The sequence below is a fragment of the Flavobacterium ajazii genome (assembly GCF_010614725.1).
Lineage (GTDB): Bacteria > Bacteroidota > Bacteroidia > Flavobacteriales > Flavobacteriaceae > Flavobacterium > Flavobacterium ajazii.
In genome coordinates, this window is sequence record NZ_JAAEHL010000008.1 from 11,360 (window position 1) to 37,357 (window position 25,998).

A 25,998-nucleotide genomic window follows, 5' to 3' on the forward strand; every position below is an offset into this window, starting at 1 on the left:
CTCTTTTAACTAAATTTTTAATTCGATAGATGTGTAATAATTCAATAATTGAGAACAAAAGGCTTGATTTAAATCCTTTTTTGTTCTTCAGTTTGTACTCTGTTTTTTTCTTTCAATTTTTGATTACCGAAGTTGTATTTAAAACCAATTTTAAAACTCTGGGTGTCGCTATAATCTGTAAAATAGTTATATTGATTTGCATATTTGGTAGTAACTGTTTGTTTTTCTCCACGATAAACATCAGAAAAAATGATGTAAAATTCCCAGTTATCATCAAATAGCTTTTTTCGAAACGCAAAGTCTAAACTGCTAGACTGGCTGATGGTAAATGTGCCCTGAACGGATGGTGAATTATAATAAAAATTAGCTTCCGCTGTAAAATCTTTTTTCTTATTGAATGTAAACTTATTATTGGTACTTCCGTTAAATTGAAACCGACTGTTATTATAAAGTTTTTGATCAATTCCCTGAAAAGTATCCTGAGTATAATTGATGCCGGTTTGAATTCCGGATTCCCACCAGTCAAAGAAAATGAGATTAGTGTTGAATTCTAAACCCAAAGCAGTATTTTTTTCGATATTGGTAAGATGATATACAACTGTAGTCGTTTCATAATCCTGATACGAAATTTCCATTGATGGATTTTTTTCATGTCTGTAATACAAATCAAAATTGTATTTATCTTTTAGAATATAAGTCAAATCCAAATTATGAATGATCGTGGGCTGCAATTTTGGATCTCCAACAAAATAGGAATAGGAATTGTAATATGATCTGAAAGGATTTAGCCAGCTGTATTGCGGTCGGCTGATTCGTTTTCCATATGAAAATCCAATTTGATGATTTTCATTGGCTTTGTAAAGGGCATAAAACGTTGGAAAAAGTTTAAAATATTTTTGTTCGTTTATTTCGGTTACCGTAACCGAATTGCCTTTTAGTTGAGTGTATTCTCCTCTCAATCCGGCTTTCAGTGTCCATTTTTCTATTTCTTTGTTATAGCTTGTATATCCTGCAAAAATGGTTTCATCATACAAAAATTGGTTAGTTCTGTCAGCGTTTTCAATTAATTCACCATTAATTTCATCTTGAAAAATAAGCTGGCTGTCGGCTTTTACTTTTCCAAACTTCATTCCCATCTCAATTCCGTTGTCTTCATTCGAATAATCTGATTGTGCTGAAAAAAGCTGAATTTTTTGCGTATTGTCGCTTACAAATCGAGTTTGTCTGTACGGAAGATTGTCGGGAAATGAAAACGATGAAAAAATATCCTGATTTTCATTGTAATAGTAATGCGTATAATCTGAAGAAAAAGAAAGTTTTTCTTTCTCTTTAAATTTATGATCATAAGAAAAATTGTAATCGCTGTTTCGAGATGATTTTTTTCTGTTATTTTGAGTAACATACAGAGAATCCGGATTTCGGTTACGGTCATAAATATAAGTAGGAACATTATAAAATCCATGGACATTTGGAGTCATAGAGTCGGTGACACCAAAAGATATTGTATTTGAACTGTCTATTTCGTATTCTGAATCCAGACGAAATGAATTTTGTGATGGAGATTTATTTTTTCTTCTCATGGTGCTTTCCCAAATCGAGTTGGTTTCGCCTGAACTGTCCAAATAATGAATAAAATCTTCTCCCTCTCTCACATACGTACCCGAACCAAAAGTATAACGTCCCGACAGTGAAAGTTTTTCTCCTTTGTAAATATGACTGGTAGAAATATTTCCTTTTGCATAAATAGATTGAGTGTAGGAGCCACTCAAAGTTCCTTTATAACCCAATTTTACATTTTTCTTCAGCTTGATATTTAAAACGATGGCTCCCTGTGCTTCATATTTAGCTGGCGGATTTGTAATTACTTCAATTGATTTGACATCTTCACCATTGGTATTTTCTAAAAATTGTTTCAATTCATCTCCGGTTAAATAGACCTTTTTGTCATTAATAGTAACCAGAATACTGTTGCTTCCTCGAACAGTCATGTTGCCGCTGCTCATAGTTGTTACGCCTGGCGTTTTACCCAGAATTTCCCAGGCATTATTAGTAGAAAGTGATGAGTTTTCTACGGTAAACTCTATTCGGTCAATTTTTCTTTTTAGAATTGGTTTTGATGTAGTTATGGTGACATCATTGAGTATTTCTGCATTTTGTTCCAGTATAACTGGTGAAAGTTGAGAATCTGACTGTACATCAATATTGAGGTGTTTCTCAGCATATCCATAAGAACTGATTTTCAAAATGTACTTTTCTTTTTCAACGTCAAATATTTCAAAAAAGCCTTTTTCGTCTGTTTGAGTGCTTTTGTAAAATACTGAATCCTGCTGTTTTAATAAGGAAACAGAGGTAAATTCTATCGGAATATTCTTTGAATCCAGGATAGTTCCTGAGATTTTGTGTTGCCCAATTCCAATAAGTGGAAAGAGTAAGAATAAAAAAAGAGGCTGTTTCATGATGTGATGATTTGTTGGGAGCAAATCTCTGAAACCTCTTTGGAGTATTGGGTTAATAGAGGGTTAATGATGGGTTAATGACTTATGGGTTATTTAGTTTGATAAAAATGAAATAAAGCTGAACCCCGATTTTTATGATATTCAATTTCAGCATTCGGTTAATAAAGGGTTAATCACTTATTTATTGAAAGCTGAAAAGAATTATTCAGGTAAATTTGTTTTGTTAATTGTTATATCATGCAAAACAAAAAGAAAATTGCGTATTTAATAGGGGCATGTATTTTTACGGTAATGGCTCTGGCGGCTATTCAGGGCTATTTTATATACAATACTTATAAATTAACTGAAAGGGAAGTCAATACCAAAATCAAAAAGCAAATTGCTGAGTTGGAAGACCATCCTGAATTTGAGGCGATAAAAGACAATTGGATGGAGCAAACCGGAAAATTAGCTGAAGAATATGTTTATAAAAAAATAGCAAAAAAAGAATATTTAAAACTCATTCAGAAGAATCAGGACTCCCTTTCCGATGTTATGAAAAGATATATGGAAAAGTCTAAGAAACCGGAAGATTTTGAAATAGGTTATAGTGATTATTTAACGTCTCTGGTCATTATAAACAACAATAAAACGGATTCGGTTTATAATGGGAAACTGTTGATTTTTGATAACAAAGTAAAAAGTGACAATGAAATTTCTTCTTCAACCGGAAAGTGGCAAAACACTAATGAATCAGAATCCGATAATCCAGGTTTGGTAAAGTCAAAATATGCACTATTATTGAAAACAGAACAATTTTACAGTTTTGCAAGCTGGCAAAAAACAATTCTGAGTCAAATGGCAGGATTGTTATTGTTTTCTCTGGTTTTAATGTTTTTTGTCGTGTATCTGTATTATCTCTCAATTAAAAATTTAATCAATCAAAAAAGAATTGCAGATATAAAAACAGATTTTGTAAACAACATTACGCATGAATTTCAGACTCCTTTGGCAACAATGGATATCGCAATCAAAACATTACAGCGTAAGGAAGACCAAATGTCAAAAGAAGAATATAAAACGACTTTATCTTTAGTAGAAAGACAGAATAACAGACTTCAGAAATTGTTTCAGCAGGTCGCGAATGTTTCAGTTAATCCAGTCGCCGATACAAGTTCTTCCATCGAAATAGGTTGTAATGAAATCAAAGAAATAATAGATGATTTCAGACTTTCTAAACCTGATATTTTAATTTCCTGTGAGCAGAGCCAAGAAACCATTGCTCTAAGAATAGATCGCTTCCATCTTAATACAATTCTGATCAATCTTTTAGATAATGCTGTAAAATATGGCGCTACGCAAATAAATATTGAACTGAACTGCATTGATAATAAATTTTTACTCAGTATAAAAGATAATGGAAAAGGAATCTCTCCAAAAGAACACGTAGCCATTTTCGATAAATTTTACAGAGTAGAAAAAGGAAATCTTCATAATACCAAAGGTCTCGGCTTAGGATTATTTTATGTAAAACAATTGGTTGAAGCTTATCGTGGAGATGTAAAAGTAATCAGTGAAGAAAATAAGGGAGCTTTATTTTTAATATCAATTCCGTTATGATGAAACATATTTTATTAGTAGAAGATGATTTTGATTATGCTTCAGTTTTGAAACAATATCTGGAATTTTCAGGGTTTAAAGTATCCTGGAAAAAGAACGGTAAAGGAGCTTTGGAATTTCTTCACGTTACGAAACCTGATATTTGTATTTTGGACGTAATGATGCCGCAAATGGATGGTTTTACTTTAGCTGAAAAGATAGTTGACCAGTTTCCGGAAACGCCATTTGTTTTTTTAACTGCAAAATCGTTACAGCAAGACAAGATTAAAGGCTTAAAATTAGGAGCCGATGATTATATCGTAAAACCTTTTGAAGTAGAAGAATTAATTTTAAGAATTGGTAACATTTTAAAGCGTTCTCAAAAAAGTGAAGAAAAAATTGTTTTAAAACAGAACTTCGCAATTGGGAGTTACACTTTTGATTCTGAAAATTACTTGCTGAAACATCAGACAATCACATATAGAATTACTGAAAAAGAAGCCCAATTAATCTTTTTTTTATATGCAAACAGAAATAAGCTAATTAAAAGAGAAGAAATTTTAAGGGAAATCTGGGGTAATGAAGATTTCTTTTCAGGCAGAAGTATGGATGTTTTTATAAGCCGTTTAAGGAAATATTTTAAAGAAGATTCTGCTATAAGTATTTCGAGCGTAAGAGGTTTGGGGTTTGAGTTTAAGATTAACAATTAAATCACAGATTATGAAACTTATTATAGTACTTATTTTTATGGCTATTAGTTTTTTAGCGAATTGCCAAAGCAGACCAGCAGTACCAAATCCTCCAAAAGTTAAGAAGTCTGAAACAAAAACTACAAGTTCCAGTTCATCTGTTTCGGTTCAAAACTCAGATTCGTCTTATAGTTTCAAAGCCTCTTTTGATTCTGATAAGAATGAGAAAGTAAAAAAGATAATAACAGATCATTTTGATAATCAATACCTTATTTCTAAAGGAGAAGTTTTGATGTGGAAAAAAATGGATTCAGATGAAATTGTTTACAGTGTTACTTTTAAAAACGGGAGTTTAAAAATGAATGTTGACAAAGAATTAAGTTCCGGAAATACTGTTAGAGAATTTGAAAAGCTCGGAAGTAAGTTAAGAGAAATGATCTCAAATGATTGAAATAGAAAAAAGCTTCATCAGTCTCAAATGGATTTGTTGTATCAAACGCTCCCCAAAAGGATGTTTTGTTCTTTTTCATAACGGAAGATTTTAAAATTAAAAAAAGAAGTTCTATTTTTTCAAGACGATAAACTATTCTATATTTAGATATGATATCTGACAAAATGGATGTTTTACAGGATATTTTTTTATCTTTGAGATTCATACTTTTTAATCCGGATGGCTTTATCTTTGAGCCTATAGAAAAAATTAAACTCATTATGGAACAGAAAATTCATCAGGGAAGAAACGTAAAACGCTTCAGAGAAATGCTTGGAATCAAACAAGAAGCATTGGCTTATGATCTGGGGGAAGATTGGAATCAGAAGAAAATTTCTATGTTGGAGCAAAAAGACGTAATTGAAGACAGTCTGCTTAAACAAATCTCATATTCATTGAAAATTCCTGTTGAGGCTTTTCAAAATTTTGATGAGGAACAGGCAATAAATATTATCTCTAATACTTTTAACGACCAATCGAATGGCTACAATTACTATCCAACATTTAATGTAAATCCTGTTGAAAAATGGATTGAAGCTTTAGAAGAAATTAAACGATTGAATTTAGAACTTTTAAAAGCAAAAGATGAACAGATTAAAGTTTTAGAAAAATTACTAATGCAAATTAAGCATTGATAAAAAGATAAAATACTTGTAGAACAGGTTAATTGATTCAGGGACTTGATACCTGAAAAAAAGATAGTTTTTAAAATGGTTCATGATTTCCTGGCTCAAATGAAGCTTTAAGATTTCTTTGAGAAATTTAGCTTCACTATAAAATACAAAAAGACCTCGCAATCAGCAAGGTCTTTTTTTATACTTTGTCGAGTTTCTTTATGAACGCCAGCCAGAGGAATTGCATTAATCGTTGTGGTTATTTCTGATCGAACCATTCTAAAAGTCCACACGAAAGGATTCGTGTCTGATAGGGATAAAATAATATTCTTTTTTGGTTTATTACATAGTTATTTTACAAAAACATCTAATCTGAAAACACTACCGGAAAATACTTATCATCCTTAGAACGTTATTTTTTAATACGCTTCAATTCTCCTGTATTTTTAAAATATAGATGACTATCTTCATACCATTTTATAATTGCTTTTAAATAGTCAAATATTTCCTTATCAGGTTTATCGTTTAGTAAATTCAGACTTTTATCAATAATTAATTTTAAATCTTCAAAATCTAGTATAAAAAAATCTTTACCATTTTTGAAAAGAAGATAATCTGTGCCATTAGTTGAATAGACAGTTCTAATTATGTAAATACCTTTGTTCTTATATCCTAACTCAGTTCCATCTATAATTTCATACGCACCAATGTCCAATCTATTTTCTATCGTTATTTCCCCATTTTTGATAAAAAACTCTTTAATAACATTTTTCATTTTCCTAATGGTTTCATCATCATCTACTTTTTGACTTAGTGCTGACTGATAAATAGTAAGAAAAAAAACTAAACACACAATATTTCCCAAATTTATTTTCATTTGATTTTCTTTTCTAATATTTCTTTCATAATTTGATCCGCAACTTCTCCTGGTTTTTTTTCAATTTCTGCTCTCGTTGCCCCAGATTGTTGCAGTTTAATATTTTCTGGAGTTGCATGCTCTACTTCTTCCCCTAAAGTTACCGCAATGAAATCTTTCATTTTCATTCCAGAATAATCAATACCATCAATTATATTTTTAGCTCCTTGACCTTCAGCTGTGTTTTTTGCTACTTGTTCTGCTAAATAATTTTCACTTGCTGTATAAATTGTAATAGTAGACTTTCCTTCTGGATTATCGGTTTTTGGTGTAGTCGTTTTTCCTTCCAGAATGTTACCATTTTTACTAATAGGAATTTCATCTCCAATTACCTTTATTTCAATTGGCTGGGCTGATTTTACCAGCTTGTCAAATTGTTTCGCACCAGTATCTGAAGAATTCCTTAATGCGTTTCCAAGATAAATATCCTGTTTTGTTGTATGTTCAGTGTATGCTCCTTTTCCTCCATTCGCTTTAGGATCATAAATTAACTTTCCTGCGCTATTTATCCAATCATTTGGAGCCATTCCATCAGGATCAATAAAATAAACGGGATTATTAAATGCATAATTATAAGGACTATGTCTTCTCATTTTCTCCGCCAACGGGTCAATATTCATCCAGCGTCCAAGTGCAGGGTCGTAATTACGTGCTCCATAGTCGTACATGTCAAGCCCCCAGTTCGTCTTCAAGCTCTTTTGCATTAAAGCGAGACCTCCAAAGCGATATTTATACAAGATATCTTATTAGGTTTTAGTCGTATTACATAAAACCTAATAACGAATTACTGTAAATAATTTTATAAACTTTTTTTGTATTTAAAATACTGTCATTCCCAACTCCATCTTTTAAATATTGATTTTTTTCTACATAAATAAATTTATACGCTTTAGCTAAATCACTTTTAACTAAAACTTTAATATTCATGTCTATATCTTTAATTTTTACATCATGATTATTATCAACTCTAATCATTTTTGCTAATCCAAAATTTTCCATTGTTTTCATAGAATCTTGATATAAAATATGTTTGTCATTTTCTACAATTATTTTTTCGCCATGATAAAAATTGGTAAAAATTAAAAGTGAATATTTTTCTGCTTTAGCATCATATTGTTTTAGAGTTTTCTCAACAACATGTTTGAATGATGCATTTTCAAAATCTTTTATCTGAAAATCATAACTTTTACAGCTAATTGCAAATAAAATCAGTAAAAAATATAATAATTTCTTTTTCATTTTTTAATTTTTCAAAGGTTGTTCAATCTCAACTTTCTTTATTATTTCTGTTCTTTGTTCTTGAGTAATATTTGTACTGTTATCTTTATTATTCATTAAATTAGGTTTATCACCACCAGTATGCTTCAATCCGCCAACGTGTCCATCTTCATGACTACCTGTTTTTGTAGCAGTTGGGTTACTTTTATCAGATATAATTGAGTTCCCATTTTTATCAAATTCAACATTATTAGGGACATTTACTTGAGTTTTATTTACCTGAGTATTACCATTTGCTGAAGTATATCCTTTTCCTCCTGGTTCACCTGCTTGACCATTTTCAACAGTTATAGCATCATTATATTCCCAAGTTATCGTTGCTTTTGGGTCATATACTACTTTTGCAGTAACGGTTTCTCCATTTTTTGTTTGTCCACTAAAACTATTTTCTGTGGAGCACATTCTTTCAGATACCATTTGACTAACCTGTGCAGAAGTTGCATTGTTTGTATTATTAACTATATTTACGGTGTAAGTCAAAGTGATTGATTTTCCATCTTGAGAACGTTCAGAATATAGTTCTAGTCCTTCTAATTCTCTACCCAGTCCTAATTTGTTTTCTTGAAATGCATAAGGCGAATTATAAGCATATTGCTCTGCCAATGGGTCAATACACATAAATCGTCCTATTGCATAATCATAATTTCTCCATTTAAAGCTGTCCCAGTTCAGTCCCAGCTCATCTTGACGCTCTTGACCTTGGTACTTATATTTCAAAGCAGGATTATTAGTTGATGTCACTACATTATTATCTTTGTGTTTCATCCCAAAAGGATAATAATTGTTTTCTTCAATAATCTCGTTATTAGGATTTACTTTTTTGATGCTAACATCATCAAACCAAACCGTTCCTCCTCCATTGTTGTCTATTCTTAAATTAATACTTGTAATATTAGATGGTACTGACACTTTTTTCTCTAGATATACCCATCTATTTATATTGTTAGATCTCACGTAATCAAAATTAGTATAATATCCTGTTTCTGCATTTGTTTTCATAAAGAAAAATATATCTGCAGAAGGGCCATTGCTATACACCCAACCAGAAAAAATATAATCTGTTGTTTCTGTATTGTTAATATTTATCCACGTATTACTATGCACATACAATTCGCCAGTAGTTAATTTCTCTATTTTTGCACTTATATTTCCAGAGTATTTTTTGCTTGTATCATAAGCCGTTACTGATGCCCCATATTGAGCGTTTAAACTATCCCAATTACTGCTAGACTCAAAATCATCTTTATAAATTTCAGTAGCAGCACCCAATATCACCCCATCATTATTATTATCAGAATAACTCAATCGTACATTCCCTAAATGGTCTTTGTATTGATAGATATAATTAAAATTTCCTGAATTGTATTCTACATATCCTTCGGGTTGTGGAAAAAACTTTAACACATTATCTTCGTATTGGAATCCGCTGGCATAGTCAGTCCTAACTCCGGGATTAACTTTTTTACTTTGTTTTACCCCAGTTGCATCATACACATAATCAATAGTACCGGTTGCCAATGTTACCTTAGTGGGAAGATTAAGATAGTTGTAAACGATATCTGTTATACCTTTATTTTTGTCCAATAGTAAATTTCCATTAGCATCATATTGATAATCATTACCTAATTTATTACCGTCAAAAAAACCTTGATCTATATATTGAGTTGGACTATAAGGATCATTAACACTCATTAATTTATTTCCACTATCGTAGGAGTACTTCAAATTATCCATAACGGTCCCAGGGGTCTGATAAGTTGAACTTACAACAGGCATGTTACGGATCATTTCCAAAATATTTCCATTACGGTCATATTGATGAATATATTCTCCAAATTGATTATTAAATATTTCATTTTCAAAATATTTACCTTCTTTAAATCTATTCAGTGCATCATAGGAATAATTATATTGTTTTGAGTTGGAATTTAAATTATTTGTTTTCCACGATATACTACTAATATTTCCATTATATAATGGAATGCTGTTGAAAGTATCAAGTGATGAGTTTACTACTACAGTATTATAATATAATCCATAACCAAACAAATCTGTTCCTAGATTATTTGTATTATTAATACTTTTAAGCCATCCCCGAATATTATAAGCATAGTCAACGGTTTGTAATCCTTGTGCAAGTTTCCCTCCTACTTTTTTACTGATTAATTGCCCCAACTCATCATAGGTGTTTGCAACAATAATCTCCGGTGTTGCTGCTCCGTTTACAGCTTGTGTTTGTTTTAATAATCTTCCGGCCTGGTCATAGGTAAAAATATCTTCTACAGTAACAGTATTTATAACTGTGCCGTTAATAGCCGTTTTTTTAGTATGTGTCGAAAATGTTTTCTCTATTTTACCAATAAAATCCAATTTGCTTTGTAGAACATCTGTAGTAAATAAATAGTTGTTCGTTTTTGCAGTGTATATGGCACGTCCCTTTGCATCATAACCTGTAATTGTAGTAATCCAATAGGGAGCAATAGGATCTAGTATTCTGACTTTAGTTCCTGTTGACAGACCTTTCGTCAAATTTTGTGTATTAGCAGCATTATTGTAATTGATAATATCTATCCCTAAAACGCTTGAGGGAAGTGTCAATCCGTCTGCATCAAAACTATAATTATCAAAGTAATTGATCGTATGTAATTCCAATATATTAGAATTTGGATATACATTGGTATCATTGGAGTAATAAATGGTGGTCCCTGCTATGGTTGTTGATATTGCACTTTTTGTTACATATTGAGCAGTTATTGCATCAGCTGCAATCTGCATATCTGCTCTGGAACTATTACTGTTCATTACTCCGGTGTATGCTACTCTTCCAAAAGCGTCATATTTGGTAAAAAGCCATTTGTTTTGCCCTTTTAGATTAGAATCCCTGGTCAAAATAGGCAGATCTAATTTATTATATACAATTTCTTCCCACTCTTTTCCCGGAAGTTTCTTTTCTATTAATCGATTGCGTCCATCATATTTGTATTGATAAATTAAATCAGAAAAGCTCGATCTGTCTAAAGAAGGGGGAGTATAATTGCCTTGGTATGGAGTGAGTTCATTAGAAAAATAATCTACATAATAGCCAGCTGAGTTTGGATATACCATTGCTCCGGTTGAACTAAAATACAAATCACCATCCTGAATGTATGCAGTACCTGCTAAAACAGGATTTCCTTGCGCATCGTTCATCATAATATTTGCCAAAGGCATATTAGGTAAAGTGGGTGTAAAATCTAAATCAATAATTTTTCCAGATTTCAATATTGATCCGGGAATAAAATCGTAAGCATACAGGTCTAATTGTATAGTATTTGAATGTATATATACATTAATGTCACAATAGGTGTTGATTCCGTTTGTAAAAAAGTTGAAATTATAAGATTCATTATCGGCATAAAAAGAATAATTTTTTTCATATCCCTGTGTTATGGAATTATAAGTAAAGACTTTAGGAGGCAATACATAAGTCAGATTTCCATAATCATCGTATACATAATAAGTGTCAAGCCACTTTTCGGCATTGAAAGTACGTTTTAAAACAATTCTGCCTTCCTTGTCTTTGAATTCTTCTGTTGTATGGTCGTTAGGATAAGTCTGGCTGGCCTGCCAGTTCTCGTCTTTGGTAATAACTTTGTATAATTGTGAAGGATCATAAATGCCATTATCTTCCAAATAAGGGTTTTCTGTATTGCCACTAATAAAAGAAACCCCAAAACGTCTCACCTGATCAGCATTGGTATTGGTTTGATAATCCAGTCTTATTTCATGACCATTTCCAAGTTTCCAGTCTTCACCAGGAGCTGCCTGTTTTAAGATCCTGTTAAGAGGTGAAGCTTCAAATTCTTTTTTAGAGAAGGGATTACTGGTGTTTTCGTATTTTGGAACGTTGTAGAATGTACCAACTTCTGTCAGTGCAGTAGTTTTGAAATTGAGTGAAGCGGCTGCCGTTGGAACATAAGGCAAATACTCTTTTTCCTGACGCCCAAAAGCATCATATTCAATAGGCGTAACAATATCTTTTCCTGAACCCGACTGTTGATGGGCTACTTGCTGTATAGGACGCCCCAAACCATCAAAATAGGTAATGTTTTGGTCGGCCTGTAAAGCAGTGGGATTTGTAATACTAGTGGTTGATTCTACTTTATAAGTTGTCGTTTTTATATAGTTCTCTGTTTGGGTTTGGCTAAAAAGTAAAACAGGAAATAAGATAAATAGTAATAGACTTATATTTTTCATATTTCTTTTTGATTAGTTTATTGCAATGTTATTTATACTTAAATTGTACTAATTGGTCGTTTCTGCAGCTCCGCTTACCGGAAAAGTGTTAATACCTGCTGTCTTATCTGAAAAGACATTAATTGTTGAGTCATATGAATAATAAGGATTAGAAGGAGGACAAAAAGAAACTGTGACATTTTTGCTTTGTCCCGGAGCTATAGTACCGTTGGTCCAGTTAACAGCAAACGGAGCTCCAACTTGTATTCCGGTAATGGTTAATATTGTATTTCCTGAATTTGTTATAGTCATGGTTCTAAAGGAACAACCGTAGGGGTTGCCTGGCATGGCAAACATCCATCCAAAATTCAGATCACCTGAAATATTAATGATTTTAGATATTACCCCACTTCCATTAACCGCAATCGTATTAAATCCTTGCGCATCTGATAAAACGGTTATAGTACCCGAATAACTTCCGGCTACTGATGGAGAAAATACAATTGTAATATCTACTGATTCGCCTGGCGCAAGAGTATTGGAACCATTAACAGTATAAGTGTAACCGGAAGGAACTGTTAATCCACTAATTGTAAAAGAAAGACTACTGGAATTTGTAACTCTTATGTTTTTTGAAACAGAAGTTCCGTAAGGTACATTTTCGAAACTTAAATTATTGGTTGATAAGCTTATTCTTTTGACTTGTTTATAATTATATTTATAATCCTTTATAACTTTATTAAGGTTGTCCTTAACTAAGTCAAGCCTGCCAAAAATATCATAGTAATAATTTTTAGTGTTGTTATTAGGAGAGCTTTCAGATAATATACCAATAGAGGGATTATAAGTATAAGAATACACCTGTGAGTCTGGTAATTCTTGCCTTAACTGATCTGTAACGGACTTAATATAAATATCATTATAACTTGTACTTAAAGAATTAAGAACTGTTATGCCCAGCAAAGTTTCTATCTGATTGTAAGTAGAGTTAACAATCTTAGCTACAGGATAAGTTTTATTATATGCCCATAGATAACTGGTTGAAACACTACCTCTTGGTTGTATTTCTAATAGATTTCCTTTATCGTCATATCTTGGAAAAGATATTTTCTCTTTATATTTGCTATCTGATAAAAAACCTGATGTGTTAATAGTTGAAAAATTAAAACTGTTACTATTAATAAGGCTGTTAACTTCTAATTCCAAAATCTTTTCTAATTTTAAGTTTTCAAAATAATTTAGTTTTCCTCCTGTTATATATTCCACTCCTCCTTTTACTATAGAATTATTCACTTCTACAGGTACATTTACAATATTATTTATTTGCAATGCAGCAATATCATGAGCCTCATCTGTAGCGGGTATTGGGGCTAAAGGTACATTAGCATAATCAATAGGGTATTTATATCTCGTTTTAATTTCATTCCCTTCAGAATTGATAACCGATGTAGTTCGGAGTAAATTACTACTAGAATCATAAGTATAGCTGGTACTGGTATTAGTTAACGTACCATTTCGAAAATATTCTTCAATAGTCTGATTTTTTAAATACGGATAAAAAGTATATATAGGGAAACTTATCTGTTTATATCCACACACATATGCATCAGTAACATCTTGATTTGACCTGACATAAGTGTTATATCTCGCCGGGTCATCGTTGTATTGATTTGAAACTTTTTTTAATAAAAACTTATCTGCTGCATAGTATTTTGTATCTATTAGTTGTCCACGTTCCAAATCTAATTTACCAAAAAGTTTTTTGGGATTCGAGGTAATCAAATTGTAAACATTAGATTGAGCAAAGGGATTTTTATCTAAATAACCATTATCCTGATTTGTGTAGGAATATACAATATATCCTTCACTGGACTTTTCAGTTACCTGAGAATAGGTAATATGATTTCCGTTTGTGGTATTTAAATAATTTAAAGGATTACTGCTAAATTTATAAAATGGAAAGCTAGTTCCTGAGCTAATTAATTCTCCGGATTCATAATATAGAGGTTCTCCGGATAGAACACCACTTGAAAACAAACCTCCATTGATATAATCATTGGTATAAAAATATTCTTTAACCTGAGGAACAATAGAAAACGCGTCATAAGTATCTATTTTTTTTATTCTTAAACCTCCTGCTATTTTATTTACGGATAATGTTTGCAAGGCTATATTAGGATTTTGTTTTACTAGTTTAGAGTAATTGTGAGGTTCAAATGTAAATTCGGAATATCCTCCTGTAGGATAAATTATTCTTTTGATAATTTCGGCATCCATCAAAGCCGGATTGGATTCTCTTGATTGAGAATAATCAGTCATCATATTGGGATTTTGGAATATAACAGTATTATCTCCATTTTGTTTATTTATAGTACCCCAATAATTAGTCCCGTTATAAAAACCCCAATGATCTTCCATCCCTGAATTATAAAGAGGGAGAAGTTTATCATTATACTCCATTCTATAAATCGATTCCGTTTGATTCCCTGATAATGATAAAAACTTTACAGCTTTGAGTTTAAGACGTTCCGTATTCTTCTCAATATATTCTAAAGCTATTTTTTTTGTTGTTTTGTTATTAGTTTTTACCTCTATACCATCGAGTTTATGATAACGCCATGAATAAGATGGTTTCATCATAAAATAATCATGATTCTCTGACTTAGATTTAAATACCCAATTTAGCTCATTGGATATTGACTTAGAAAAGCTACAGATTAGCCCATTGTCTGTTTCAATCTTGTCAAGGTAGGCACTTTTAATCAAATACTTGTTGTTTTGATTAATATCATGAGTAGAATGGTAAGCATCAACTCCACATTGCCGACCTCCTGATATTTCAAAATAAGTAGTTTGTTGAAAGCTAAAATCTGTGGTATAGTAAAACGTAACATGATTTCCTGAAGGCGAAATTATTTCTGACAAATGCCATGCTGAAGGTTGAATATAAGTTTCCCAGCCGTCATCAAGAGATGAATAGTCAGGCATATCAGGGGGATGCGTACCAACATATGTAGGAAAAGATATAGTTGCAGGAAGGGAAAATTCTATAGCATTAGGCTGTCCTCCAAAAATATATTGAGTACCATCTCCGGTTGTCAAAATAAATTTGGTGAAACTCCTAGGTAGAATTGCATTTCCTGAACCAAAATTAACGGAGTAATTAGTTTGCATTTCATGTACTACTTTCAGGTTCAAATTTTCTTTTGATTGTACAATCCATTTGCCCTCATGATTAAGCATGAATTTTCCAGAAATATTATTAACATTAAAACTAAACTCATCAGGAGATAAATCTCTACCTGATAAAGTACTCCAATTATTAGCGTTTAATGTAGTGTATGAATCATAATAAGAAGCTGGTGTACCACAATAATCAGAGAGGTTCGTATATGTATTATAATATATACAAACATTTTCATCAAATTTACCATTTGTATTTCTCCTTATAACTCCTCCTGCTTGTAAACTCCAGTTCAGTCCCACCCAGGTTGGATGCTGATCTGGTCTGCAACCTCCGGCATCATATTGTAAATAAATCGGTACATTAATCGAACCATTTTTAATTTCAGTTAATGGAATATTAATATTAGGGGCACCAGTAAATAAAGAAACAGGAATATCTCCAAATTTTCCTAAACTAGCTGCATTAGGGCTTTGAATACTCGGTTCAGCTGCATAGTTAGGTGCGGGTGCTGGATTAGGAGCTTGTGAAAATATTTTTAGATTAATAAATAAAAGGGATACGGTAAAAAAAAATGACTTAGGTAATTTGTATTTCATATGGTTTTGGCTATGTTTCTTTTAATTGTTGGAAAATAATCAAACTGCAAAAAAGAATGTAAGATTTTATTTTGTAAAAGTAACAATTAGGATTGATTTTTAAAATTTATTTATTCTAAATAAAAAATAAAAACACTGTTGGAAAACTACTTTTTATGCTTGAAATGAAAGAAACTACCTTAATTTAAACTACTTATAGATTTTTAAAACATTAATAGTTGAATATAAATTCTAATAAAAACCAAACTTTATCTTGAAAACAGATATACAAATATTGAATCAGACGAAAAGTTTAGTTTCTTAAACAGATATTAGAGTTTTGAAATATAAAATTTTAAAATACATAAGTAATAATTCTTTTAGTTATATAGTTAGAAAACATGAATTAAAAATTTACTCAATTAGGCAACAATTTTTATTAATATTAAATAATTTCAGATAATAACATCAGTAAAATTAACATTTTCGAAATGGGATCTAAATATATAACATCTTACTCGTCCTCGTTTGTGAAAGACTCAGATGCTAGATTATAAAGTGTGCCAACTTAAATTGAAAGTCAAAAGGTCGTGTTTGCAACCGATAAAATAAAGAAAGTCAATTCAATAAACGAATTAGTTTTTGTTTTGTAAGAAAAAAATGATTTCTGTATTCGGGTTCAAAATAGCATAGATTTACTATTATACTCATAATTAAAAACAAAAAAAAATGCTTTTGACAATTGTATGTCAAAAGCATTTTTATTTATGGTTTGAGAAAAAATCTTAAACTTTTGATTTAATCGAATGTTCAACATTTCTTTCAATAGTATGTCCAGGTCTTGTCCATTTTGGTTTTTCGCCTAACGGAGCAAATTGAGAATCTGCTGCTTCAACTGTTTTAGGCTGAGAAATTTTGGTAAAAGGCTTTTGCGGAATCAATCCTAACATTTCAAACATTTTCATGTCTTCGTTTACATCCGGGTTAGGGGTTGTAAGTAATTTGTCTCCTGCAAAAATAGAATTTGCACCGGCAAAAAAGCACATAGCCTGTCCTTCACGACTCATATTGGTTCTTCCTGCAGATAAACGAACCTGTGTGTCAGGTATTACGATTCTGGTAGTGGCTACCATACGAATCATCTCCCAGATTTCAACCGGTTTTTCATCTTCCATCGGAGTTCCTTCAACAGCAACCAAAGCATTAATTGGCACAGATTCCGGTTGTGGATTTAAGGTAGAAAGCGCTACAAGCATTCCGGCTCTGTCTTCGATACTTTCTCCCATTCCGATAATTCCGCCGCTGCAAACCGTAACATTGGTTTTACGAACATTTTCAATTGTTTCTAAACGGTCTTCAAAAGCACGTGTCGAAATAACATCTTTATAATAATCTTCAGAAGTATCTAAGTTGTGATTGTAAGCATACAAACCTGCTTCAGCAAGACGCTGCGCCTGATTTTCTGTAATCATACCCAAAGTACAGCAAACTTCCATATCCAGTTTGTTGATGGTACGAACCATTTCCAACACCTGATCAAATTCCTCACCATCTTTTACGTTTCTCCAGGCAGCTCCCATACAAACGCGTGATGATCCGCTTGATTTTGCACGCAAAGCCTGAGCTTTAACCTGACTTACACTCATTAGATCATTTCCTTCAACACCAGTATTGTAACGGGCAGCCTGAGGGCAATAACCACAGTCTTCAGGACAGCCACCGGTTTTGATTGATAATAATGTAGAAACCTGAACTACATTTGGGTCATGTTTCTGTCTGTGAATTGTCGCTGCTTCGTATAGCAGGTCCATTATAGGTTTGTTATATATGGCGATTATTTCGTCTTTGGTCCAGTTGTGTTTTTTAATGCTCATTGATACATTGTTTTTGATGCTCCAAAAGTAGTTAAATTGTTCTAATCAACCAATGTTGAACTCCTTTAATGAATATTTGACAGATAATTTCAAAAAGAAACGCTTTAAAATCATAGAATTATATTTTTTTATGATTTTAAAGCGCTTAAATAATAGCTTTTTTTCTGAAAATTTAATCAGCGATATATTTGTTGTTCCAGTATAACATCGTCATTAAGGTAACAATTACGCAGGAAGCCAGTCCTTCAAACAACAAACAAATACAATAAGTTGGTACCGAAGGGTTTCCTCCGAACATAAAAGTTGCTGATAATGACTGAACGTAAGCATCTCCTCCTCTTGCATAACTATAAACCAGTAATCCGAAAACGCTCATGGATACACCTACTACAGAAGTCGCCATTGCCGAAACAGCATTGGATACAAAATTGTTTTCCCCTTCCTGCAGGTTCATGTGCATTGTCCTGTTAACGCCATAAAAAATAAAGAATACATTCAGGGTACGTAAATAAAACAAATCAGCTAAACCTAATACATTCATCAGTAAAAAATAAATGCCTATGCCAAGGAATATTAGTGATCCGTTGACAATTTCTTTTGGTAATTTCATGATGGTTATTTTTAAAGAAGTTAATAGTAAATATTTGGTAAACAGTAAAGTATATTAAATTTACTAAAAAAATAAATACAATGATTTAAAAATAACGAAAAGTATTGGTTTTGAGTTTTTTATAATTGACTCACAAATTCTAAAGCATTCTTTTTGTCCAGGTTTAATTGTTCTTTCAGTAAATCAACCGAGCCAAATTTTTGTTCTTCGCGCAAGTATTTTAATAACGAAATTTCAAGTTTTTCTCCGTAGATATCAGCATCAAAATCAAAAAGATTTACTTCGATGGTTTGTTTTTGACCGTTTACAGTAGGATTGAAACCGATATTCATCATTCCGAAAACTTCTTTATGACCGATGATAGTCTTAATCACATACACACCGTTCTTTGGAATCAGTTTGTAATCTTCTTCAATCTGGATATTGGCCGTAGGAAAACCAATTGTTCTGCCTAATTGTTTTCCTTTTACAACTTCGCCGGTTAAAAAATAAGAGTATCCCAGATATTCATTGGCCAAAGTCATATTACCATCCTGTAGTGCTTTCCTGATTTTGGTTGAACTTACCGAAACATCCTGGATTTCCTGAGCTGAAATTTGTTCCACTTCAAAACCATATTCTGCTCCAAAAGCGATTAAATTGTCGATATTGGCAGTTCTGTTTCTTCCAAAACGATGGTCGTGACCAATGATTATTTTATGAATATGAAATTGGTCAACTAAAATAGAATGTACAAATTCTTCGGCGGTCAGTCTTGAAAAACTTTCGTTAAATGGATGGATAACAAGGTTTTCAATTCCTGTTGCTTCCAGAAGTTTGGATTTTTCGGGAATAGTATTTAAAAGCTTTATCTCTGATTTTTCCTGAAGGACCATTCTTGGATGCGGAAAAAAAGTAAGTACGAGGCTTTCATATTTTCCGTTTTCAGTGTTTTGAGTAATTCTTTCCAGAATTTTTTTATGACCAATATGTACGCCATCAAAAGTGCCAAGAGTCAAAATGGTTTTCTTGGTCGAGTGGAAATCGTTAATAGAATGAAAGAGCTTCAAAACAAATTATTTAAGATGATGCAAATTTATACTATCTATTTTAAATCTGATAGCAACCTGAATTGATTTTTTGAATTGATTCGTCTGGTTTTTGTGAAAAAGAACTAATTCGTCGACAGGAAACAAATATCTGTCGATAATAGATAAGAATTTAACTTAATTAATTTAATTTTGATTCTCTAAATAACCTCTTGATTATGAAAAAACAACTACTTGTCCTGCTTTTTATTTTTTGTTGTATTGCAGCTCATGCTCAGACAAATGTTCTTTGGGAAAAAGTGAATTCTGTTTCTGCTAAAAAAGCCGGAAGTGCTTCTGGTCAGGATAAGTTATATTACAAACTGAATGAAAATCTTTTTACTCAGAAAGTTTTGGCTTCAGGTAAAATATCAAAAAGTGCAGCGTCTGAAATTACCATTCCAAATGCAGAGGGTGTTTTAGAACGATTTATGGTTTGGGAATCTTCAAATTTTGATCCTGAACTGCAAGCAAAATACCCGGAAATCAGAGCATATGAAGGAGCCGGTCTGGATGATAAAACTGCAAAAATCCACTTCAGTGTGGCACCGATTGGGGTTCAGACGATGGTACTTCGTGCAGACAAAGCAACTGAATTTATTGAGCAAAATCAGGATGATAAATCAGAGTATGTATTGTTCACTTCTAAAAATAAGGACACTTCAAAATCGATGATTTGTGCAACCAAAGATGATAGTAGTAAAAACTCTTCAGGAAGTACAGCCAAGACAGCATCCAATACAAAAACTTTAAAAACACTTCGATTGGCAATATCATGTACAGGAGAGTATACCGCTTTTTATGGGGGTACAAAAGCAGGTGCATTAGCAGGAATGAATGCTACAATGACAAGAGTGAATGCTGTTTTTAATAAAGATCTGGCAGTACAATTGAAGTTAATAGCCAACAATGAAGATATTATTTATACAAGTGCCGCTACGGATCCTTATTCTAATGCTAACACTGGTGCAAAAGGTGCATGGAACTTAGAAGTTCAGCAAACTTTAACAACAGTTATTGGAAACAGTGCTTATGATATTGGTCACTTATTTGGGGGTTCAGGAGGTGGAGGAGATGCAGGCTGTATAGGCTGTGTATGTGATAATCCTGTTTCGGCAACAGATGATCAGGCAAAAGGAAGTGCTTTTACCTCGCCTTTAAATTCTATTCCGCAGGGAGATACTTTTGATATTGATTATGTAGCTCACGAAATGGGGCATCAGTTAGGAGCTACCCATACTTTTTCTTACGCAATCGAAGGGACCGGTACAAATGTAGAGCCGGGAAGTGGATCGACTATTATGGGGTATGCAGGAGTAACAGGTGATTATGATATTCAAAACAATTCTGATGATTATTTTGCCTATGCGAGTATTTTACAAATCCAAAATAACCTTGCGACAAAAACTTGTCCGGTAAGTACAGCAATTGCAAACAATCCTCCTGTAATAAATGCAGGTTCAGATTATACAATTCCATTTAATACACCTTTTGTTTTAACAGGAACAGGTTCAGATACTGAAGGGGATTCTATTACCTATTGCTGGGAGCAGAATGATAGTGCAACTAACGAGGCATCAGGAAGCAATAGTATTGCTTATCCTTCAAAACCAGACGGATCATTATTCCGGTCACTGCCGCCTACGGCATCATCAATTCGTTATATGCCAAGTCTGAATACTGTGCTCCAGAACAGATTAACGACAACCTGGGAATCAGTTTCATCAATACCAAGAAATCTGCATTTTTCTTTAACAGGAAGAGACAATGCAGTCTTAGATACTCCTCAGACAAATACTGGTAATATGGTCGTTACAGTAAGTTCTGTTGGACCATTTGTAGTAACTTCTCAAAATACTACAGACATTGGCTGGCAAAAAGGCTCTTTTCAGCCTATAACCTGGAATGTAAATAATACCAATACATTAGGAGGTTCTGCTAATGTAAATATTAAATTGTCGACAGATGGGGGACTGACTTTTCCAATAACCCTGGCCGCCAATACACCAAATGATGGTTCAGAGACTATTACAGTGCCTTCAGATGTTACTGCTACAAATTGCAGAATTTTAATTGAACCAACTGCTAATATTTATTATGCTTTAAATACAAATTCGTTTGCAGTAGGTTATACATCGGCAACGACTTGTAATTCTTATAGTTTTGGCAGTGCGTTTAGTATTCCTTTCTCGAGTTCTTTTACAACAAAGACAGTCACTGTACCGGCTTCTACCGGAACGGTATCAGATGTAAATGTAGCTATAAATGTAACGCATGACAGATTTTCGGATATCGAAATTCAAATAGCAAGTCCACTGGGTACTGTTGTAAAATTGTATGATAAAGATTGTGCTATTGTTAGCTCGACATTAATACTTGGTTACGATGATTCGGGAGTTGCTTTGGATTGTTCTAAAACTACCAGCCAGATTGTTTTGCCGATAGAATCATTAAGCGCATTTAATGGGCAAAATCCTCAGGGAACATGGACGTTCAGGGTTCGTGATGCCGTTTCCGGAGCTTTCGGAACTATAAATTCTGCTTCGGTAAATATCTGCACTCAAACGTTCACACTGGATAATTCTGAATTTGAAAAGATAGATTTTGTATTATATCCTAATCCAAATAAAGGAAATTTTACTGTTCAGTTCGACAGTGATTCAACCAAAGTAGTAGAAGTAACAGTACATAACATTTTAGGAGAAAAAGTATACAGTAAAACTTTCAATAAAACTCCGTATTTCTACGAGAATATTCAGATGCAGAATACTACAGCCGGATTGTATCTGGTAACGGTGACAAATGGTGATCGAAGAATAGTTAAAAAAATAATCGTAAACTAAATTAGTGTGCCATTGCCATACAAACAATACTGATTTTAGCTCCCGGAATTTTAAGTAATGAACGGGAGCAGGCTTCAAGAGTGGCACCGGTAGTAAGAACGTCATCAATAAGCAAAAAATGTTTGTTGTGGTTCTCTTCTGAAAAGTTTACATCGAATACATTTTTTATTCCTTCTGAACGACCTAAAAGATTTTTTTTGGATTGTGTTTTGGAGTATTTGGTTCTAAATAAAATCGAATTATCATAAGGAATATTTAATCCTTCAGACAAAGCTTTCCCAAAAGTAGTGACCTGATTATAGCCGCGTTCTTTAAACTTTTTTTGGTGTAAAGGAACAGGGATTACAACATCAAAAGCAGTTTTGAGATTGATGTTTTTTAAATCTTCCACATACCAGTTTCCCAGAACGGTTCCGATTTCCTCGTTGCCTTTGTATTTCAGATTATGAATCAGTTCCTGAACTATTCCCTTTTTGTTGAAATATAAAAAAGCAGAGGCATGTTCAATTTCAATTTTGCCATAAAACTTTTTTACTGCTTCATTATTAGAGTCTAAATGATATTGTGTGAGAGGCATTTCATGACGGCAATTAGTACAGAAAACAATTTCATTAGTCATTAAAAGTGTATGACAACCTGCACAGACTTTAGGGAAAAAGAGGTTTTTTAAAGATTCAAACATGTTTTGTTTTTAATAAAAGTAAGAAAAATATTAAAAATAAAAAAAATGCATGTTGAAAAGTTAGATGTGTAATTCAAAAAAAAGAAAAATCAAATTAAAAGATTTTAAATGTAGATTATTTGAAAAAATATTCTGAAGTGTAAAAATCAGGATTTATTTATAAAAAATTAGAAATCAAGGGGCAATCTTCAGTTATTTTTCTTTTTTTTAAATTCACTTTTTATATTTTTGCACCACTATGGCAAAACAAGAAGATATATTTAAGAATGTGGTTTCGCACGCAAAAGAGTACGGATTTATATTTCCGTCAAGCGAAGTATACGATGGATTGAGTGCAGTATATGATTATGCACAAAATGGTGTCGAATTAAAAAAGAATATCCGTGAATATTGGTGGAAATCAATGGTTCAGATGAATGAAAATATTGTAGGTTTAGATGCTGCAATATTAATGCATCCAACAACCTGGAAAGCTTCAGGCCATGTTGATGCTTTTAATGACCCATTAATTGATAATAAAGATTCTAAAAAAAGATATAGAGCTGATACTTTAGTTGAAGATTATTGTAAAAAACTTGAAGATAAGGCTGATAAAGAAATTGATAAAGCAAGAGCTCGTTTTGGTGATGCTTTTAACAAGGAAGAATTTATAACGACAAATGCTCGCGTAGTTGAATATCTTGCAAAAAAGAAAGAAATTTTATCAAGATTAGCAAAAGGTATGACTGATGATCTTCAGGATGTGAAAGCATTGATAGAAGAATTAGGAATCGCCGATCCTGAAACCGGTTCTAAAAACTGGACAGATGTTAAGCAATTCAACTTGATGTTCGGAACAAAATTAGGAGCTTCTGCAGAAAATGCAATGGATCTTTATTTACGTCCGGAAACGGCTCAGGGTATTTTCGTTAACTTTTTAAATGTTCAGAAATCGGGTCGTATGAAAGTTCCTTTTGGAATTGCTCAAACCGGTAAAGCGTTTAGAAATGAAATTGTTGCACGACAATTCATTTTCCGTATGCGTGAATTCGAACAAATGGAAATGCAGTTTTTTGTGCGTCCGGGAGAAGAAATGAAATCATACGAATACTGGAAAGAAACTCGTTTGAAATGGCATTTATCTTTAGGATTAGGAAAAGAAAATTACCGTTTTCACGATCATGAAAAATTAGCACACTACGCAAATGCAGCTGCAGATATCGAATTTAATTTTCCTTTTGGATTCAAAGAATTAGAAGGTATCCACTCTCGTACTGATTTCGATTTGAAAGCACACGAAGAATATTCAGGAAGAAAATTACAATATTTTGATCCTGAACTGAATGAAAACTATGTGCCATACGTAGTGGAAACTTCAGTTGGTTTGGATCGTATGTTTTTGGCTGTTTTTGCAACTTCATTGCAGGAAGAAACTTTAGAAGACGGTTCAACAAGAACAGTTCTGAAATTGCCGGCAGTTTTAGCACCAACAAAAGCGGCAGTTTTGCCGTTAGTTAAAAAAGATGGATTGCCTGAAATTTCAAGAAAAATCATTGAAGATTTGAAATGGGATTTCAACGTAGCTTATGATGAAAAAGATGCTGTAGGACGTCGTTACAGAAGACAGGATGCTCTTGGAACTCCGTTCTGTATCACGGTAGACCATCAGACACTTGAAGACGAAACGGTAACAATTCGTCACAGAGATACAATGAAACAGGATCGTGTAAAAATTACTGAATTAAGAGCTATTATCGAAAATGAAGTTTCGATGAAAAACTGGCTGATGAAAATGTAGTTTTTTAATTTTCAATATATTAAATCCCAAATTCCGATAGGAGTTTGGGATTTTTTTATGCTATGCATCCGGTTGTTTTTTTACAGATGCTCGTTATACGTTTCAATATTTTTTATAACTTTAGATGTTTTCTTTTACAGAAAATATTCTTCCCCAAATAAATAGATTAACCCCCAAAATTTAATCACAGAACAAATGAATTACACCTACATTATTTTAGATGATGATCCGGAAAGTGTTGAACGAATCAGGACAATTGCAAGTGAGTTTTCGGAGCTGAATTTTATAGCTTCGGCCAATAACTACAACGATGGACTTAACCTGATTCTGAAGCATACACCTGATTTGGTTTTTTTAGAAATTGATCCCAAAGACAAAGCCAGTGGGCTTGGTCTGACCTTAATTAATGGCTTATTGATGTATTTGAAAGAATTGCCAAAAATTATTGTAACAACAAAAAGTAAGGATTTAGCGTTTGATTGTATTCAGTATGAAGTAAACGATTATTTTCTTAAACCGTTATCAGCTATAGATTTTGTAAAATTGATTCATAAACTGAATAAATTATATAACGAAGATGAGGTACTCCTGGTTCAGAAACTGAAACCAAAAGAAAAACAAAATCTGGAAGAAGGTATTCAAATGAATAAAAACCGTAAATCTTTCATTTTATGTGTAAAATCATATGGAGACCATCGTTATATTGATTCAAATGAAATCTGTTATTTTCAGGCCGATAATAACTCGACAGATATTCATTTGAAAAACGGAGAAATGATTACGGCTTTTAAAACACTGAAGCATTTTGAAACAGTTTTGTCAAATCCTTTTATCAGGATACACAACAGTTATATTGTAAACCGGAATTATATTTCGAGAATTCATACAGGAAATTCTTTATGTTACATTAAAAAAACAACTATAAAACTGCCATTTTCCAAGTCTTACAAAGCAAATGTGGACTTCATAATTAGTGAATTTGCCAATGAAAATTACATAGAAACTTAAAATAAAACCATCTGCCATGATTTGCTATCTATTCACTCATGAACGGGTAGCATTGACCATAAATGCCTTTTTCTAAGGCGATTGTTGAGCTTTACTGTATTAGTTTTACAACAGAATTCCGAACGAAACGGAATCAGAA

17 protein-coding genes are annotated in these 25,998 nt (G+C 32.6%); 7 read left to right on the forward strand and 10 right to left on the reverse strand.

Annotated elements, in window-relative coordinates:
* Positions 1-68 precede the first annotated feature (68 nt).
* A complete protein-coding gene (locus GWR14_RS14960; RefSeq protein ID WP_163409886.1) occupies positions 69-2,456 on the reverse strand; it encodes an outer membrane beta-barrel family protein in 2,388 nt (795 codons plus the stop codon).
* 237 nt (positions 2,457-2,693) lie between these two features.
* Here GWR14_RS14960 and GWR14_RS14965 point away from each other — a divergent pair, with 237 nt between their 5' ends.
* From GWR14_RS14965 to GWR14_RS14980, 4 genes are all read left to right on the forward strand, one after another.
* A complete protein-coding gene (locus GWR14_RS14965) occupies positions 2,694-4,055 on the forward strand; it encodes a sensor histidine kinase (protein WP_163409887.1) in 1,362 nt (453 codons plus the stop codon).
* Entirely contained in the window at positions 4,055-4,744 is a 690-nt protein-coding gene (locus GWR14_RS14970; protein ID WP_163409888.1) for a response regulator transcription factor, read from the forward strand. Before GWR14_RS14965 ends, GWR14_RS14970 begins: the two co-directional genes overlap by 1 nt.
* Positions 4,745-4,754: 10 nt before the next feature.
* Complete coding sequence (locus GWR14_RS14975) at positions 4,755-5,174, forward strand: hypothetical protein (protein ID WP_163409889.1); 420 nt, start codon at positions 4,755-4,757, stop codon at positions 5,172-5,174.
* Between the two features lie 260 nt (positions 5,175-5,434).
* On the forward strand, positions 5,435-5,848 hold the full coding sequence (locus GWR14_RS14980) for a helix-turn-helix domain-containing protein (protein ID WP_163409890.1): 414 nt from the start codon (positions 5,435-5,437) through the stop codon (positions 5,846-5,848).
* A 391-nt stretch (positions 5,849-6,239) separates the two neighbouring features.
* Here the strand turns inward: GWR14_RS14980 and GWR14_RS14985 are convergent, their stop codons facing one another.
* The 8 genes from GWR14_RS14985 to GWR14_RS15020 all read right to left on the reverse strand — a co-directional run bounded on the left by GWR14_RS14985 (position 6,240) and on the right by GWR14_RS15020 (position 19,531).
* Complete coding sequence (locus tag GWR14_RS14985) at positions 6,240-6,704, reverse strand: hypothetical protein (protein ID WP_163409891.1); 465 nt, start codon at positions 6,702-6,704, stop codon at positions 6,240-6,242.
* Entirely contained in the window at positions 6,701-7,435 is a 735-nt protein-coding gene (locus GWR14_RS23785; RefSeq protein ID WP_246236327.1) for an RHS repeat domain-containing protein, read from the reverse strand. Before GWR14_RS23785 ends, GWR14_RS14985 begins: the two co-directional genes overlap by 4 nt.
* 70 nt (positions 7,436-7,505) lie before the next feature.
* On the reverse strand, positions 7,506-7,982 hold the full coding sequence (locus GWR14_RS14995) for a hypothetical protein (RefSeq protein ID WP_163409892.1): 477 nt from the start codon (positions 7,980-7,982) through the stop codon (positions 7,506-7,508).
* A gap of 3 nt (positions 7,983-7,985) precedes the next feature.
* Complete coding sequence (locus tag GWR14_RS15000) at positions 7,986-12,257, reverse strand: DUF6443 domain-containing protein (protein ID WP_163409893.1); 4,272 nt, start codon at positions 12,255-12,257, stop codon at positions 7,986-7,988.
* Positions 12,258-12,305: 48 nt separating this feature from the next.
* Positions 12,306-16,019, reverse strand: a complete 3,714-nt coding sequence (locus GWR14_RS15005) for a choice-of-anchor D domain-containing protein (RefSeq protein WP_163409894.1) — start codon at positions 16,017-16,019, stop codon at positions 12,306-12,308.
* 764 nt (positions 16,020-16,783) lie between these two features.
* Positions 16,784-17,872 carry a biotin synthase BioB gene (gene bioB, locus GWR14_RS15010; protein WP_163409895.1) on the reverse strand — a complete coding sequence of 363 codons (1,089 nt, stop codon included), beginning with the start codon at positions 17,870-17,872 and terminating at the stop codon, positions 16,784-16,786.
* Between the two features lie 172 nt (positions 17,873-18,044).
* On the reverse strand, positions 18,045-18,482 hold the full coding sequence (locus GWR14_RS15015; protein WP_163409896.1) for a hypothetical protein: 438 nt from the start codon (positions 18,480-18,482) through the stop codon (positions 18,045-18,047).
* 119 nt (positions 18,483-18,601) lie between these two features.
* A complete protein-coding gene (locus tag GWR14_RS15020; protein ID WP_163409897.1) occupies positions 18,602-19,531 on the reverse strand; it encodes a bifunctional riboflavin kinase/FAD synthetase in 930 nt (309 codons plus the stop codon).
* 197 nt (positions 19,532-19,728) lie between these two features.
* On the opposite strand from GWR14_RS15020, the gene GWR14_RS15025 reads away from it, so the two are divergent.
* A complete protein-coding gene (locus tag GWR14_RS15025) occupies positions 19,729-22,392 on the forward strand; it encodes a zinc-dependent metalloprotease (RefSeq protein WP_163409898.1) in 2,664 nt (887 codons plus the stop codon).
* Position 22,393: 1 nt separating this feature from the next.
* On the opposite strand, the gene GWR14_RS15030 is transcribed toward GWR14_RS15025, so the two are convergent.
* A complete protein-coding gene (locus GWR14_RS15030) occupies positions 22,394-23,074 on the reverse strand; it encodes a ComF family protein (protein WP_163409899.1) in 681 nt (226 codons plus the stop codon).
* 238 nt (positions 23,075-23,312) lie between these two features.
* Between GWR14_RS15030 and GWR14_RS15035 the strand changes: the two genes are divergently transcribed.
* Entirely contained in the window at positions 23,313-24,851 is a 1,539-nt protein-coding gene (locus tag GWR14_RS15035) for a glycine--tRNA ligase (protein ID WP_163409900.1), read from the forward strand.
* A gap of 195 nt (positions 24,852-25,046) precedes the next feature.
* Positions 25,047-25,859, forward strand: coding sequence for a LytR/AlgR family response regulator transcription factor (locus GWR14_RS15040; protein WP_163409901.1), 813 nt, complete (start codon positions 25,047-25,049; stop codon positions 25,857-25,859).
* Positions 25,860-25,998 lie beyond the last annotated feature (139 nt).